Annotated in this window: 9 protein-coding genes and 1 pseudogene; 1 reads left to right on the top strand and 9 read right to left on the bottom strand. The window is 74.7% G+C overall.

Features of this window, described 5'->3' with window-relative positions:
• Positions 1 to 4,955: SDR family NAD(P)-dependent oxidoreductase (locus ACIBBD_RS38530; protein ID WP_399424650.1), on the top strand; the 4,955-nt coding region annotated here is incomplete at its 5' end.
• Positions 4,956 to 5,031: 76 nt separating this feature from the next.
• Here ACIBBD_RS38530 and ACIBBD_RS38525 read toward each other — a convergent pair.
• The 9 genes and pseudogenes from ACIBBD_RS38525 to ACIBBD_RS38485 all read right to left on the bottom strand — a co-directional run.
• Positions 5,032 to 6,066, bottom strand: a complete 1,035-nt coding sequence (locus tag ACIBBD_RS38525) for a ketoacyl-ACP synthase III family protein (RefSeq protein WP_399424648.1) — start codon at positions 6,064 to 6,066, stop codon at positions 5,032 to 5,034.
• Positions 6,067 to 6,165: 99 nt separating this feature from the next.
• Entirely contained in the window at positions 6,166 to 10,182 is a 4,017-nt protein-coding gene (locus ACIBBD_RS38520; RefSeq protein ID WP_399424647.1) for an AMP-binding protein, read from the bottom strand.
• Positions 10,183 to 10,195: 13 nt separating this feature from the next.
• A complete protein-coding gene (locus ACIBBD_RS38515; RefSeq protein WP_399424646.1) occupies positions 10,196 to 11,047 on the bottom strand; it encodes an ABC transporter permease in 852 nt (283 codons plus the stop codon).
• The gene (locus ACIBBD_RS38510) at positions 11,047 to 12,036 is read right to left on the bottom strand and encodes an ATP-binding cassette domain-containing protein (protein WP_399424645.1); all 990 of its coding nucleotides are present in this window, start codon (positions 12,034 to 12,036) and stop codon (positions 11,047 to 11,049) included. The genes ACIBBD_RS38515 and ACIBBD_RS38510 overlap by 1 nt, the downstream gene beginning before the upstream one ends.
• A gap of 47 nt (positions 12,037 to 12,083) precedes the next feature.
• On the bottom strand, positions 12,084 to 13,289 hold the full coding sequence (gene mqnC / locus ACIBBD_RS38505) for a cyclic dehypoxanthinyl futalosine synthase (RefSeq protein WP_399424644.1): 1,206 nt from the start codon (positions 13,287 to 13,289) through the stop codon (positions 12,084 to 12,086).
• A 35-nt stretch (positions 13,290 to 13,324) separates the two neighbouring features.
• On the bottom strand, positions 13,325 to 14,230 hold the full coding sequence (locus tag ACIBBD_RS38500) for a menaquinone biosynthetic enzyme MqnA/MqnD family protein (protein ID WP_399424643.1): 906 nt from the start codon (positions 14,228 to 14,230) through the stop codon (positions 13,325 to 13,327).
• A 57-nt stretch (positions 14,231 to 14,287) separates the two neighbouring features.
• Positions 14,288 to 15,058 (bottom strand): thioesterase II family protein, encoded by a 771-nt coding sequence (locus ACIBBD_RS38495; RefSeq protein WP_399424642.1) that lies wholly within the window; start codon positions 15,056 to 15,058, stop codon positions 14,288 to 14,290.
• Positions 15,059 to 15,208: 150 nt separating this feature from the next.
• Positions 15,209 to 15,511, bottom strand: a complete 303-nt coding sequence (locus ACIBBD_RS38490) for a ferredoxin (RefSeq protein ID WP_399424640.1) — start codon at positions 15,509 to 15,511, stop codon at positions 15,209 to 15,211.
• Positions 15,512 to 15,582: 71 nt separating this feature from the next.
• Positions 15,583 to 15,807, bottom strand: a pseudogene (locus ACIBBD_RS38485) (aminofutalosine synthase MqnE); the annotation flags it as partial.

Raw genomic sequence — 15,807 nt, 5'->3', positions numbered from 1 at the left:
TGACCGAGGCGCGGCAGTGGCCCGGGTCCGGGGACCGTCCGCGGCGTGCCGGTGTGTCGTCCTTCGGGATCAGCGGCACCAACGCCCACGTCATCCTCGAAGCCGCCCCCGAACAACCCGCCGACGACGCGGGAGAGAGCGGGGGCGCGGAGCCGACCGGGGCCGACGGGACGGTTCCCTGGGTCGTCAGCGGCCGGGACCCGCAGGCCCTGCGCGACCAGGCCCGCCGCCTCCTCGACCACGTGAACGCCCACCCCGGCGTGGCCCCGGCCGACACCGCCCTCGCCCTGGCCACCACCCGCACCGCCTTCCCCCACCGGGCCGTGCTCATCGGCACCGGCCACGACGACCTCACCGCCCAGCTCCGGGCCCTCGCCGAGGGCACCCCCCTCCCGGCCACCGTCACCGGCACCGCCCGCACCGGCGGACGTACCGCCTTCCTGTTCACCGGGCAGGGCGCCCAGCGCCCCGGCATGGGCCGCGAACTGCACGCCGCCTTCCCCGTGTTCGCCGAGGCCTACGACGCCGTGTGCGCACGCGTTCCCGGGCTGCGCGAGGCCGTGTTCGGCGACGACCCCGACCTCGTGCACCGCACCGAGCACGCCCAGCCCGCCCTCTTCGCCTTCGAGGTCGCGCTGTTCCGGCTGCTGGAGTCGCTCGGCGTGCGCCCCGACGTGCTCGCCGGGCACTCCATCGGCGAGATCGCCGCGGCCCACGTGGCCGGGGTGTTCTCCCTCGACGACGCCTGCGCCCTGGTGGCCGCCCGCGGTCGCCTGATGCAGGCCCTGCCGGCCGGCGGCGCGATGGCCGCGGTGCGGGCCACCGGGGCCGAGGTGACGGAGCTGCTGGCCGGACGGGAGCACGAGATCGGCGTCGCCGCCCTCAACGGGCCCACCGCCACCGTCGTCTCCGGCACCGAGGAGGCCGTCGACGAGGTCTGCGCCCACTTCGCCGGTCTGGGCCGGCGCACGACCCGGCTGCGCGTCAGTCACGCCTTCCACTCGCCCCTCATGGACCCGGTCCTCGACGACTTCCGGGCCGTCGCCACCGGACTGTCCTACGCCGAACCGCGCCTGCCCGTCGTCTCGACGCTGACCGGCTCGGCCGCCGAACCCGGCCTGCTCACCGACCCCGAGTACTGGGTACGGCACGTGCGGCAGCCGGTCCGTTTCCACGACGCCCTGCTGCGCCTGCGGGACCTCGGCGCGCGCCGCTTCCTGGAGGTGGGCCCCGACAGCCGGCTCACCGCCCTCGCCGAAGCGGCTCTCGCCGAGACGGAGTCGCACGGGACGCAGGAGGCGGTGTTCACCGCGGCCGTCCTGCGCGACCAGCCCGAACCGCGCCGACTGCTCACCGCCGTCGCCACCCTCTTCGCCCACGGCGGCGAGCCGGACTGGGCGGCGCTGCTGCCCGGCGCCCGGCCCGTGGCGCTGCCCACCTACGCCTTCCAGCGGCAGCGCTACTGGCTGCCCACCGTGCCCGCCGGCACCGAAGCCGCCCTCGGCGGAGCCGACCCCGTCGGCCATCCACTCCTCGACGCCGAGATCACCCGGGCGGGCTCGGACGAACTGCTGTTCACCGGACGGCTGTCGACCCGTATCCAGCCCTGGCTCGCCGACCATGCCGTGCTGGGCCAGGTCATCCTGCCCGCGACCGGCTACCTCGACCTCGCCGTCCACGTCGGCGACCGGGCCGGCTGCGGCCACCTGAGCGAACTGACCCTGCTCAGCCCGCTCGTCGTACCGGAGCGGGGCACCGTCCCCGTCCAGGTCACCGTCGACGCCCCGGACGAGGAGGGCCGCCGCCCCTTCGGCATCTGGTCCCGGCCCGCCGACGGCGAGGCCGACTGGCAGCTCCACGCGCGGGGAGTCCTGGCCCCGCAGGCCCCCGCCCGGCCGGCGGACGACCTGGCCGCCTGGCCGCCGCCCGGCGCCGCCGTCGTCTCCGACGAGGACCCCTACGCCGCCTTCGCCGCCGCCGGCTTCGCCTACGGGCCCGGCTTCCGCGGACTGCGCACCGTGTGGCAGCGGGGCGACGAGATCTTCGCCGAGGTCGAACTGCCCGAGCCGTACAAGGAGGACGCCGCCCGCTACGGCCTGCACCCCGCGCTCCTGGACGCCGCCGTCCAGGCGCTCCTGGTCCGGCGCCCGGGAGCCGCGGCGGACGAACCCGCCGCGCCGATGCTGCCGTTCGCCTGGACCGGCCTGACCCTGCACGCCACCGGCGCCACCGCGCTGCGGGTGCGGCTGGCCCCCGCCGGGCACGACCACGGCTACTCCGTCCTCGTCACCGACACCGCCGGCCGGCCGGTCGCCACCGCCGACGCGATCACCCTGCGCGAGGTGATCCCGGCTCCGGGCCCGGACCGGCCCGAACTGCTGCGCCTGGACTGGCAGGAGACCCTGCCGGTCCCGGTGGCCCCGCACCCGGAGTCCGTGCGCTGGATCGTCCTCGGCGCCGGTGACGACCACGTCGCCGCCGCCCTCGACGGGTCCGGCGTGCACCTGGAGACCTACGCCGACCTCGAGGCCCTCGCCAAGGCGGTCGACACCGGCATGACCATGCCCGAGCTGGTCGTCGTGGCGCCCGAACCGCGCCGGCCCGACGGTCCACCCGTACCCGACGCGGTACGGGGCCTGCTGACCCGGGCGCACGAGCTGATGTGCGGCTGGCTCGCCGACGACCGGTTCGCCGGCTCCCGGCTGCTCTTCGTCACCCGCGCCGCCGTCCCGATCGGCCGGGACACCGCCGCACCCGGCGTCACCCTGCCGGACATCCCCGGTGCCGCGCTCTGGGGGCTGGTGCGCTCCGCGCAGGCCGAACACCCGGGCCGGTTCCAGCTGCTGGACCTCCCCGGTGACCCGGCGGACGCCGACGACCGCGCCCTGCTCGCCGCAGTGGCCGCCGGCCGGCCGCACGGCGCCGTCCGCGACGGACGTCTCCTGCACCCCGACGCCGCCCCCGCCCCCGCGGCGACGGCGCCCGACCTGGCCGCCGGCACCGTCCTGGTCACCGGCGCCACCGGCACCCTCGGCCGGGCCGTCGCCCGCCACCTGGTCACCCGGCACGGCGTGCGCTCCCTGCTGCTGGCCGGCCGCCGCGGCCCCGACGCCCCCGGCGCGGACGTCCTGGTCACCGAACTGACCGCGCTCGGCGCGGAGGTCCGGCTGGAGGCGTGCGACGTCGCCGACCGCGCCGACGTGGCACGGCTGCTGACCCGGCTGCCCGGCGACGCGCCGCTGACCGGAGTCGTCCACGCGGCCGGCGTCACCGACGACGCCGTGCTCACCGCCCTGGATCCCGCCCGTCTGGACACCGTGCTGCGCCCCAAGGCCGACGGCGCCTGGCACCTGCACGACGCCACCGCACACCTCGACCCGGCGGTGTTCGTGCTGTTCTCCTCCGCGGCCGGCACCTTCGGCGCACCCGGCCAGGCCAACTACGCGGCCGCCAACGCCTTCCTCGACGGCCTCGCCGCCCACCGGCACGCCCTGGGCCTGCCCGCCGTGTCCGTCGCCTGGGGACTGTGGGACGGCGACAGCGGCATGACCTCCCGGCTGTCCGCCACCGACCGCGGCCGGCTGGCCCGCGGCGGCCTGCGCCCGCTGGCCACCGACCACGCCCTCGCCCTGCTGGACGACGCGCTGAGCGCGGCGGACCCCGCGGTGATCGCCGTACGCACCAGTTCGGGCCGGGCGGGAGTGCGCGCGATGCTCCGCCCGGCGCCCGCCGCTCCCGCCCGTCGCACCGTCGAGGCCGGGTCCACCGGCCCGGTCACCTCCCGGCTGCTCGCCGGCACCACCCCCGAGGAGGGCCGTGCGCGGCTGCTCGGCCTGGTCCGCGACCTGGCCGCCACTGTGCTGGGCCACCCCTCGGCCGACGCGGTCGAACCCGACCGCCTCTTCACCGAGCAGGGCTTCGACTCGCTGACGGTGGTCGAACTCCGCAACCACCTCGCCTCGGCCACCGGCCTCAAGCTGGCCCCCACCCTGCTGTTCGACCACGCCACTCCCGAGGCGCTCGCCGCCCACCTGCACCAGCGGCTGGACGCGGAGCCTCGGCAGGCCGCCGACTCCACGGGTGGTCCCGCCCCGGCCGGCCCGCCGGTCCGCGCCGAGGACACGATCGGCGGCCTGTTCAAGGCGGCCTGCCTCGACGGCCGCGTCGACGACGGCTTCGCCCTGCTCCAGGCGGCGGCCGGACTGCGCCCCACCTTCACCGGCCCGGCCGACTTGCCCTCCGTCCCGGAGGCGATCCGCCTCTCGGCCGGCGACACCGCCGCACCACTGGTGTGCTTCAGCTCCTACGTCGCCCTCGCCGGCGTCCACCAGTACGCCCGCTTCGCCTCCCGCTTCCGCGGCCGGCGTGACGTGTGGGCCCTGCCCACCCAGGGCTTCGGTACGGGGGAGGCGCTGCCGGCCACCTTCGACGCGGTCGCCGACCTGCACGCCGACGCCGTGCACCGCACCGTGGGCGACACCCCGGCGGTCCTGCTCGGCTCCTCCTCCGGCGGCGTCCTGGCGCTGTCCGCGGCCCGGCGCCTCCAGGAGCGCGGCGCGACCCCGGCCGCCGTCGTCCTGCTGGACACCTACATGCCGCGCGCCGACTCGCCGTTCCTGCGCTTCTCCCAGCAGATGCTGGGCGGCATGTTCGAACGGGAGTCGATGTTCGCGCACATGGACACCGACCGGCTGACCGCCATGAGCTGGTACGTGGCCCTCATCGGTGAATGGGAACCGGGCCCGCTGGACTGCCCGGTGCTGCTGGTGCGCTCCAGCGAACCGCCGGTACCCGCGGCCGACGGGGAGGGACTGCCCGCGCGGGGGTGGCAGACGTCCTGGGAGCGGGCGCACACCGTGCTCGACGTCCCCGGCAACCACTTCACCATGATGGAGGCGCACGCCCGCTCCACCGCCGACGCCACCGAGAGCTGGCTGACCGGCCTCGGCGCCTGACGCGGTACCCGGCACGGGAAAGGGCCCGTCCCCCTCGCACCGAGGGGGACGGGCCCTTCGTCCGGCCGCCGGGCGTTCACTCCGCCCAGTGAGGCACCTCCGTGATCGTGACCACGGCCGCGCTGCACAGCCAGCCGGGCCCCTGCGAGACCAGCAGCACGTGGTCGCCGGGGGACACCGCCCGGGTGCGCACCAGGTGCTCCAGGGTGATGAACACGTCCGCACCGCCCACGTGCCCCACCGCCCGGCCGAACTCCCAGCTGCACTTCTCCATCGTCAGACCCAGCGGCAGCATGATCGAGTACTCGATCATCCGGCCGTCCATGTTGATCGGCACGACCATCGACAGATCCGAGGCGTTCAGCCCGGCGTCCACCAGGGAGCGCTGGATGATGTCCAGGTCGAACAGGGTCAGCTTCTCCATCGTCTCCGACAGTGGCATCTCACGGTCGGTGAACCGCTGCGCCCGCTCCGCCATGTCGGACATCGACCCGGTGCCCTCGCGCAGCACCAGCGGACCGTCCCCGCGGTGCCACTTCTCCAGCTCGTGCAGCACACCGGAGTTCAGCGACCGCACCTCCGCGAACCCGCCCTCGTCGCTGATCAGCGCGGCCGCCGCGCCGTCACCGAGGATGTACGCCTGACCGAAGCCACGCCAACGGTCCATGGTGGGCGAGGAGAAGTTCTCCCCCGTCGTCAGCAGCACCGACCCCGCCTCGGCGGCCCCGGTGAGCTTGCCGATCGCCACCTCCAGCGCGCTGAGCATGCCGTCGCAGCCCTGCTGGAGGAAGAGCGCGGGCAGGCGGCCCAGACCCAGCTCCCGCAGGATGTAACCGGGCGGGTAGGCGCCCTCGGGGGCCTGGTAGTGGACGGCGCTGTGGATGTGCGCCCCCAGGTCCTCGGGGTCGATCTTCGAGCGGTCCAGCGCGATCCGCGCCGCCGACACCGCCAGGTCCATCGCCGGTACGTCTCCCGCGACATGGGCCCCGGTCAGGCCGTTCGCGGCCTGGATCCCGGCGTCCAGACGGCCTTCGGCCACCGCCTGTTCGGCACTGGCCCACTCGGGCAGCACCACGCCCAGCGACTCGATGTGGACGTTCTCGACACGCATCTGTTGTTCCTCCTAGGTCGGCGTGCGGGGACGACGGCGTAGACGGCACCGGGCGGCAGGGCACCGCACGGTGCCCTGCCGCCCGGCTCGCGGCCCGTCTCAGCCGGCGAGCAGTTCCTTGCGCAGATGACGGGCCAGTCCCGCCGGTGTCGCGAAGTCGAAGACCACCGACGCCGGCAGCGACAGGCCGGTCGCCGACTCCAGTGCGTCGCGGGCGGTCAGCGCGGTCAGCGAGTCGAACCCCAGATCGCGGATCTCCTGGTGGGCGGGCACCTGCCCGGCGCCGCCCCGGCCCAGCGCCGTCGCGAAGTGCCCGCGCACCAGACGCAGCAGGGTCTCCTCCTGCTCGACGCCCGAGAGCGCGGCCAGCCGGTGCCGCAGTCCGCCGGGATCGGCGAGCTCGTCCCGCGCGGCCCGCCGCGCCGGACCGGCCGTCAGGCCGCGCAGCAGCGCCGCGCTCGCCGTGAGCGGCGCGACGGTGCGGGTGCGGGGAACCTCCGGCCGCTCGGCGGTGAGCGACGGCCGTCCGGCGGCGACGGCCGCGGCGAACAGGTCGGCGGCCTCCTCCGGCGGCCCGGCCGGGCCGCGCACCGACACGGCCGCCACCCCGGCCTCCCGCAGCCTGCGGGCGCAGGCGTCGAACACCGCCGCCACCGCCGCGTCGGCCGGTCCCGCGGTCCGCGGTCCGGGCGTGGTGAACACCACGGACGTGACCGCGTGGACGGGTGCCGAGCGGACCAGTTCCAGCGCCGGGTCGACGACGGGACGCAGCGCGGCGTCCACGTCGGCGTCCCGCTCGGCCCGTACGGAGGCGGCGAACACCACCGTCGTGGGACCGGCGTCGAGCAGGGCCCGGACCGATCCGGCCGGGTCGTCGGGCTCCCACGGCACCGGCTCACCGGGCTGCGTGAACGCCGGCATGCCGTCGGCCGCGTTCTTCGCGAACGGGCCCGCCAGGAGCGGCTGCCGCGCGGGCCACACGGCCGGCAGGAACTCGGCCGGACCGGATTCCTCACTCGCGGCGAACAGCGCGACGCGGCCGGCCGCCGGGGAGGCGTCCGACACCGTGACGGGCAGCCGGACCGCTCGCGGCCGGCGGACCTCACCGGCGCGCAGCGCGAGCCGGGGCTCACCGGAGGCGACCGCGTCCTGCACCCGCCGCCAGGAGCGCTTGACGGCGTCGGTCTCGATCAGCGTGAACCGGCCCGGTGCCCGGTCCTGCACGGCACTGATGAGACCCCACACCGCTGCGGCGGCCGGGTCCGGCGGCGCGGCGTCCTCCAGGGCGGCGGCCGCTCCGCGGGTCAGCACCACCAGCCGGCTGCGGGCGAAGCGGGGATCGGCCCAGTGCCGGACCCAGCCCAGCGCCTCGTCGACGGCCGCGCGGACCGCGCCGGCGGGGGAGAGGGCATCCGGTTCCCCGGGGGCCCCGGGGTCCCCGGCGTGTGACACGACCACCACGTCCGGTACCGGCGCGCCCTCGCCCACCGCGGACAGCAGCGCGGGCAGATCCGGATGGATCTCGCAGTAGCGGCCGGCCGACATCAGCCCCGAACGGGCCCGCAGCACATCCGCGCCGACGACCGCCCAGCGTTCCTGCCGCGGTGCCGGGCGGGGCAGCTCGCAGACGTCCCACACCTCCTCGAACAGGCCGTCCTGCTGGGCCGCGGACGCCGCGCGGACCTCACGGTGGGCCAGCGGCGCGAACGTCACCGAGCGCGCCGTCAGCACCGGGTCCCCGGCACCGTCGAACGCGTCGACCGCCCAGGTCCCGTCCGGCGTGGCCCGCAGCCGCACCCGCAGCACCGACGCGTCCACCGCGTACAGGGACACCTCGCGCCAGGCCACCGCGGCCGGCTGCTCCAGCGGCTGCCCGACCGCGGCCGCGAACGCCGCCTCCAGCAGCGCCGGATGCACCTCGAACCCGTCCCGGGCGGCGCTCCGGTCCGGCAGGGACACCTCGACGAACACCTCGTCGTCGCCCCGCCGCCACACGGTGCCCGGCATCCGTGTGTCCCCGTCGCCGGGGGACTCGCGGCGCGCGTCCTGCGACGACCACACCCCCGCCTGCTCCTCCGGTTCCGGTACGGCGTCGGGCGCCACCGCGCCCACGGCGTGCCGGGTCCACGGGCGCCCCCCGGCACCGTACGAGTCGCGCCGCCCGTGCACCTCGACGCGGCGGACACCGTCGCCGTCCGCCGCGCCCACGGTCACCCGCAGCTGCACACCGCCGTCGCGCGGCACCACCAGCGGCTCCTCGGCGGAGAGTTCCACCACGCGCGCGCAGCCGGTCCGGCCCGCCGCGTGCAGCACCGTCTCCAGCAGCGCCGAACCGGCCAGCACCGTGCCGCCGTCGGCCCGTCGCAGCAGTGCGGGGTCGGTCCCGGCGGCGGTGAGCCGGCCGGAGCACACCAGGCCCCGCTGCTCGGGCAGTTCGACGTACGCGGTCAGCAGGGGATGCCCCGAGTCGTCGAGCCCGAGGTCGCCGGCGCCGCTGTAGGCGGGAGCCGACTCCTGCGCCTGCCGGGTCCGGCGCCACAGCAACCGGCCCGGCAGGGCGGCCAGTTCCTTGCGGATCACCTTCCCGGCCGGGTTGCGCGGCACCTCCGCGATCTCGTGGATCTCCTCCGGCAGCTTGAACGCCGTCAGCCGCTGCCGGCACACGGCCAGCACGCTCTCCACGTCGATCCCGTCCGGTCCCGGCACCAGATAGGCCGCCGGGACCTCCCCGAGCGACGCGTGCGGGACGCCCGCCACGGCCGCGTCGGCCACCCCGGGCGCCGCGGCGAGGACCTGTTCCACCTCGCGCGGGTGGATGTTCTCCCCGCCGCGGATGATGAGCTCCTTCAGCCGGCCCGTGATCGTCACATAGCCGTCGGCGTCCTGGCGGGCCAGGTCGCCGGTGCGGTACCAGCCGTCCGACAGGACGGCGGCGGTCTCCTCCGGCTGCTGGTGGTAGCCCAGCATCAGGGCCGGGCTGGACACCCAGATCTCGCCCTCCGCGCCCGGTTCGACCTCCGCGCGGGTGCGCGGGTCGGTCAGCCGCAGCGTCAGCCCCGGCAGCGGCACCCCGCACGAGCCGGGCACGTACGGCCCGTCGGGCAGGTTGGTGGTGATGGCGCCGCCGGTCTCGGTGGAGCCGTAGCTGTCCAGCAGTCCGATGCCGTAGGCGGCCCGGAAGTCCTCGTGCAGGGACCGCGGGCAGGACGAGCCCGCGACCATGCACACGCGCAGCCGCGGTACCTCCACGGCATCGGAGCGGGCGAGCTCCACCATGTGGTGGAACAGGGTCGGCACGCCCACCAGGAAGGTGGCGTCCTCCTCCCGCGCCCGGCGCAGCACCTCCTCGGCCGCCAGACCGTCGGTGATGCGGGCGCTCGCGCCGACGGCGACCACGCCGAGCACGCAGATGTTGTGCGCCACCGCGTGGAACAGCGGCATCGGCCACAGGACACGGTCCTGCGGCGACAGCCCCAGCAGCGGGGCGTTGCAGGCGGCAGTCGCCCACAGGGAACCGCGCTGCGTGGACACGACGCCCTTGGGGCGGCCGGTCGTGCCGGAGGTGTAGAGCATCCAGGCCGGCTCGTCCAGGCCCAGGTCGTCGCGGGCCGACGCGCGCAGCGACCAGGTCGACGCCAGCTCCTCCCACAGCGGCGGCATCTCCTCGGCGGCTTCCGCGAAGCCCGGCTCGGAGGCGTCCCCGACCAGGATCACCACCACGTCCGGCCGGTGGGCGAGGACGCGGCGCACCTGCGGCAGCTGCGCGGCACCGGTGATGACCACCCGGGCGGCGCAGTCCGCCAGCAGATGGGCCAGTTCGGGGTCGGTCGACTGCGGGTTCAGCGGCACCCCCACCCCGGCGGCGCGGGTGACGGCGAGGTAGCTCTCCACCGTCTCCAGCCGGTTCGGCAGGTAGATCACCACCGACTCGCCGCGGCCCAGGCCCCGTTCCGCCAGATGCCCGGCGACCCGTGCCGTGCGCCGCTCCAGTTCGGCCCAGGTGACCGAGCGGCGGTTGTCCTTGAAGGCGACGCGGCCCGGCTGCCGGGCCGCGTGCCCGGCGAGCAGTTCGTGCACCGGCCGGATGAGATCCGCGCGGAACGTGGCGTCCGTCATCAGGTCCTCCCCCTCAGGCGCCGGCCGCACGGTAGCGGCGGATCGCCAGCGCCCGGCACACCACGGCGATGACCACCGACCAGGTCACCGAGACCAGCACCGGATGCTGCGCGGGCCACGCCCCGGTGGCGGCCGGCCCCGGATTGCCGAACAGCTGCCGGGCCGCCTGCACCGTCGCGCTCAGCGGGTTCCACTCGGCGGCCCAGCGCAGCACCGTCGGCAGTGTGGAGGGCGCCACGAACGCGTTGGACAGGAACGTCAGCGGGAACAGCCACAGGAAGTTGCTGGTGGCCGCCGCCTCGGGGGCGCGCACCGACAGTCCGATGACCACGCCCACCCACGACAGCGCGTACCCCATGAGCAGCAGCAGCGCGAACGCGGCCAGCGCCCGCGGCAGCCCGTGGTGGATGCGCCAGCCGACCAGCAGCGCGCACAGGATCATCACCATGATCACGACGGTGTTCTGCACCAGGTCCGCGACCGTCCGCCCGGTCAGCAGCGCGCCGCGCGCCATCGGCAGTGACCGGAACCGGTCCACCATGCCGCTGTGCACGTCGGTGGCCATGCTGACGCTGCTGTTGCTGGCCGTCGCGAACGCGATGGTCTGGGCGAAGAACCCGGCCATCATGAACTCCCGGTACGCCGCCGGGCCCTGCGCGCCGGGCAGGCTGAAGGAGCCGGCGAAGAGGTAGGCGAACAGCAGCACGAACACCACGGGCTGCACCAGGCTGAGGATCAGCACCTCCGGGATCCGCACCATGCGGACCACGTTGCGCCGCGTCACCACCAGGACGTCGCGTACGGCCTTGGCGGCCGTACCGGGTGTGAGTTCGGGTACGGCCGGTGCCGCTGCCGACACGTTCATCACTCCTTCTCGCTCGACGCGCCGACGCCCACCGCGGTGCGCCCGGTGTCCCGGGGGCCGTCCTCGGTCAGGGCCATGAACACCTCGTCCAGGGTGGGGCGGCGCAGCCCGATGTCGGTGATCTCGATGCCCTCGGCGTCCAGCGCGGCGACGACCTCCGCCAGCAGCCGCACCCCGCCGTCGGCCGGCGCGGACACGGTGGACCGGGGCCGGTCGATGTCGGGGACGTGGTTGCCGAGCCGGGTCAGCAGCCGTGCGGCGGCGTCGAGTTGCTCGGGCCAGGACACGACCAGTTCGATGCGCTGGCCGCCGGCCTGGGCCTTGAGGTCGCGCGGTGTGCCCCGGGCGATGACGCGCCCGTGGTCGACCACCGCGAGGTCCTGGGCGAGCCGGTCGGCCTCCTCCAGGTACTGCGTGGTGAGCAGCAGCGTGGTGCCCTGCCGCACCAGGTCCTCGATGGCGTCCCACAGCATGAGCCGGCTCGTGGGGTCCAGCCCGACCGACGGCTCGTCCAGGAACATCACCGGGGGCCGCACCACCAGCGCCCCGGCCAGGTCCAGCCGGCGCCGCATGCCGCCGGAGTACGTGCTCGACACCCGGCCGGCGACGCCGGCCAGGTCGAACCGGTCGAGCAGCTCGTCGGCGCGCCGCCGGGCCGTGCGGGAGCGCAGCCCGTACAGCTCGCCGATCATGCGGAGGTTCTCGCGGCCGGTGAGCCGGTCGTCGACGGCCGCGAACTGGCCCGACAGGCCGATCGAGAGCCGCACCGCGTCCGGGTCGCGGACCACGTCGTGACCGGCCACGGTCGCGGTGCCCGCGTCGGGGCGCAGCAGCGTCGTGAGCAGACGCACCATGGTGGTCTTGCCCGCTCCGTTGGGGCCCAGCAGCCCCAGGACGCTGCCTTCCGGTACGTCCAGGTCGACTCCGTCGACGGCCCGGACCTCCCCGAAGGTCTTCACCAGACCCGCGGCGTGTATGGCGCCCGCCATGGGCTTCTCCGTCCTCGTGCAGGGGTGGGGGTGAGGGAGCCCGGGCCTCAGGTGGCGGCGATCAGCTTGAGTTCCGGGTGCGCGGTGCCGCCCGCGATCGCCGTGGAGGACACGTGCGAGACGATCCGCTCGTCGACGGGGTCGTTCGCCGGGTCGTCGTGGACGACGAGGTGCTCGTACGTCGTGGAGCGCTGCGCCGGTACCCGTCCCGCGGCCCGGATGAGGGTGATCAGTTCCATCAGGTCGGAGCGGTGCTTGGCGCCGGCGGAGGAGACGACGTTCTCCTCCAGCATGACCGAGCCGAGGTCGTCGGCGCCGTAGTGCAGGGAGAGCTGGCCGACCTCCTTGCCGGTGGTCAGCCAGGAGCCCTGGATGTGGGGCACGTTGTCGAGGAAGAGGCGGGCGACGGCGATCATCCGCAGGTACTCGAAGAGCGTGGCCTGGGTGCGGCCCTTCAGGTGGTTGTTCTCGGGCTGGTAGGTGTACGGGATGAAGGCCCGGAAGCCGCCCGTGCGGTCCTGCACGTCACGGATCATCCGCAGGTGCTCGATGCGCTCGGCGTTCGTCTCGCCCGTGCCCATCAGCATGGTGGTCGTCGACTCCACGCCCAGGTTGTGCGCGGTCTCCATGATCTCCAGCCAGCGCTCGCCGGACTCCTTCAGCGGCGCGATGGCCTTGCGGGGGCGGGCGGGCAGCAGCTCCGCACCGGCGCCCGCGAAGGAGTCGAGCCCGGCGGCGTGGATGCGCTTGATGGCCTCCTCGACGCTCACCTTGGAGATGCGGGCCATGTGCTCGACCTCGGAGGCGCCCAGCGAGTGGATGACGAGCTGCGGGAAGGCCTCCCTGATGGCGGAGAAGTGCTTCTCGTAGTACTCGACGCCGTAGTCCGGGTGGTGTCCGCCCTGGAACATGATCTGCGTGCCGCCGAGTTCGACGGTCTCCGCGCAGCGCCGCAGGATGTCGTCCAGGTCGCGCGTCCAGCCCTTGGCGGTGTCCTTCGGGGCCGCGTAGAAGGCGCAGAACTTGCACGCCGTGACGCACACGTTGGTGTAGTTGATGTTCCGCTCGATGATGTACGTGGCGATGTGCTCGGTGCCCGCGTACCGGCGGCGGCGTACGGCGTCGGCGGCGGCGCCCAGCGCGTGCAGAGGGGCGTCGCGGTAGAGGTCGAGGGCCTCCTCGGGGGTGATCCGCCCGCCGTCGGCGGCACGGTCGAGGACGGACTGGAGACGGTGGTGCGCAGGTCGGGACACGGTGCCGGCCTTTCCGGTGGCGTGGTGGGACGGGATCAGGAAGCAGCGGGTTCGAGCAGCCGGACGACGACGTCGGGCGGGAAGCCCTCGTTTCCGCCGCCGACCCGGCGGGCGAACTCGGTGATGCCGGCGAGCTGCGCCTGGCCGAGGCTGAAGTCGAGGGCCGTGGTGTAGTAGCGCTCCAGCGTCGCGGCGTCGAACTCCTCCCATTGGCAGGCCTGTTCGCACACCTTGGTCACCTCCGCCAGCGACAGGTCGCGGGAGGTGAGTAGATCGGCGTGGACCCGGCGCACCAGCTCCGGTTCCCGGGCCAGGAAGTCGCGGCGGGCGGCGAAGACGGCGAACACGAAGGGCAGACCCGTCCAGTCCTTCCACATCCGGCCCAGGTCGTGCACGTGCAGTCCCAGCTTCGGCGCCTCGTGCAGGGCCGCGCGCAGCGCCGCGTCACCGATGACCACGGCGGCCTTCGCCTCGGACATCATGGAGCGCAGGTCGGGCGGACAGACGTGGTAGTCGGGACGCACCCCGACCCGCTCGGCCAGCAGCAGCTGCGCCAGCCGGACGGAGGTGCGGCTGGTCGAGCCGAGCGCTACCGGCTGACCGTCCAGATCCTCCAGCGGCACCTGGCTGACGATCAGGCAGGACATCACGTCGCCGTCGCTGCCGACCGCGATGTCCGGCAGGGCCACCAGGTCGTCGGCGTGCCGCAGGAACTCCAGCAGGCTGATCGGCCCGATGTCGAGGTCGCCCGCGGCCAGCGCGTCGTTGAGGCCGTCCGGGGTGTCGGTGCGCAGCTCCATGTCGAGGAGGGAGCCGGTACGGGCCAGCCCCCAGAACAGCGGAAGGCAGTTGAGGAACTGGATGTGTCCCACCCGGGGCCGGCGCCGGCGGACGGGGGTCAGCGCCGGCACCGGTGCCTCGGGGGCGAGTTGCTCGGTCATGGTGCACAACTCCCGGAACGGGTCGAGGGGGCGGAGGAAGGGGCGGGCCGCCGGGGGTCAGGCCCGGCCGGTGGTGGCGCAGGAGGCGGCGAAGTGCTCGGTCAGCACGGCCAGCACCTCGGCGGGCCGTTCCGACAGGAAGAAGTGGCCGCCGGAGAAGACGCGGAGGTCGCAGCCGGCGTCGGTGTGCCCGCTCCAGGCGCGGGCCTCCTCCACCGTCGTGCGGGGGTCCGCGTCCCCGGTCAGTACGGTGACGGGACAGCGCACCCGGGCACCGGGCTCGCAACGGTAGGTCTCCACCGCCCGGTAGTCGCCGCGGATGGCTGGCAGCACCATGCGCAGCAGCTCCTCGTCCTGGAGGACCTGGGCGTCCGTGCCGGCCAGGGCGCGCAGTTCGGCGACGACTCCGTCGTCGTCGAGGGTGTGCACGTGTTCGTCACGGGTGCGGGAGGGGGCGCGGCGGCCCGAGGCGAACAAGCGGACCGGGCCGCTCCCGGCCCGCTCCATGCGCCGGGCCGTCTCGAACGCCACCAGGGCTCCCATGCTGTGCCCGAAGAACGTCAGCGGACGGTCGTCCCAGCCGGCCAGTGCCGCCGTGACGCCGTCGGCGAGTTCGGCGATGGAGGTGGGCCCGGGCTCGCTGCGGCGGTCCTGACGTCCGGGGTACTGGATCGCGAGGACGTCGACACCGGGGCTCAGCGCGGTGGCGACGGGCACGTAGAAACTGGCCGACCCGCCGGCGTGCGGAAAGCACACCAGACGGTCGGCCGCGTCGGGAGAGGGCCGGAACCTGCGGATCCACAGGTCGTCGGAAGGGGTGGTGCTCATGGGACGTGGATGTCCTTCCCGTGTGTCGACGTGCCCGCCCCACAGGGAGGGGGCCTCGAACGCGGTGTCGCGGGGTGCGGAGAGGGTGGCGAGGCGGCAGGCCCGCGGGGGACCGGGCCGGCCGCCTCGCCGTTCGGGGGTGACGGGTCGTCAGGCGTCCACGGCGTCGGGTCCGTGGATCTCGACACCGTCGGAGACGCGGCGGACGTGGATGCACTCGCCGGGGCACTCCTTGGCGGAGTCGATGACGTCGGTGAGCACCTCCAGCGGGATCCTCGTCGTCGCGCCGGGCTCCTGGAGCAGTTCGTCCTGCTCGCTCTTCACGTAGGCCAGCCCGTCGATGTCCAGCTCGAACACCTCGGGCGCGTACTGGGCGCAGATGCCGTCACCGGTGCACAGGCCCTGGTCGATCCAGACTTCCAGGTCCTCGTTGTTCGTCGTCTGGGGGGACATTCACACCTGCCTGGCGGGTCGTCTTGGGGTTGCGGGCGCGGGGGAGACGAAGTCACGGTGCCGGCGCCGGATCAGACCCGCATCGGCTGCGGGGTCTCGCGGCGGGCCGGGTCCGGGCCTTCGTACTCGCGGATGATCTCGTAGCGCGTGTTGCGCTCGACCGGGCGGAAGCCGGCGTCGCGGATGAGGTCCAGCAGGTCGTCGCGGGTCAGCTTGTTCGGCGTGCCGTAGTTGTCGGCGTCGTGGGTGATCTTGTACTCGACGACCGAGCCGTCCATGTCGTCCGCGCCGTGCTG

It is taken from the genome of Streptomyces sp. NPDC051315 (assembly GCF_044455165.1).
GTDB lineage: Bacteria > Actinomycetota > Actinomycetes > Streptomycetales > Streptomycetaceae > Streptomyces.
This window is presented reverse-complemented; position numbering and strand designations above follow the sequence as displayed.

Coding starts and splice junctions, on each gene's coding strand:
- ACIBBD_RS38500 (WP_399424643.1), bottom strand. CDS start 14,230: ATGACCGAGCAACTCGCCCCCGAGGCACCGGTGCCGGCGCTGACCCCC.
- ACIBBD_RS38520 (WP_399424647.1), bottom strand. CDS start 10,182: ATGACGGACGCCACGTTCCGCGCGGATCTCATCCGGCCGGTGCACGAA.
- ACIBBD_RS38515 (WP_399424646.1), bottom strand. CDS start 11,047: ATGAACGTGTCGGCAGCGGCACCGGCCGTACCCGAACTCACACCCGGT.
- ACIBBD_RS38490 (WP_399424640.1), bottom strand. CDS start 15,511: ATGTCCCCCCAGACGACGAACAACGAGGACCTGGAAGTCTGGATCGAC.
- ACIBBD_RS38495 (WP_399424642.1), bottom strand. CDS start 15,058: ATGAGCACCACCCCTTCCGACGACCTGTGGATCCGCAGGTTCCGGCCC.
- ACIBBD_RS38510 (WP_399424645.1), bottom strand. CDS start 12,036: ATGGCGGGCGCCATACACGCCGCGGGTCTGGTGAAGACCTTCGGGGAG.
- ACIBBD_RS38525 (WP_399424648.1), bottom strand. CDS start 6,066: ATGCGTGTCGAGAACGTCCACATCGAGTCGCTGGGCGTGGTGCTGCCC.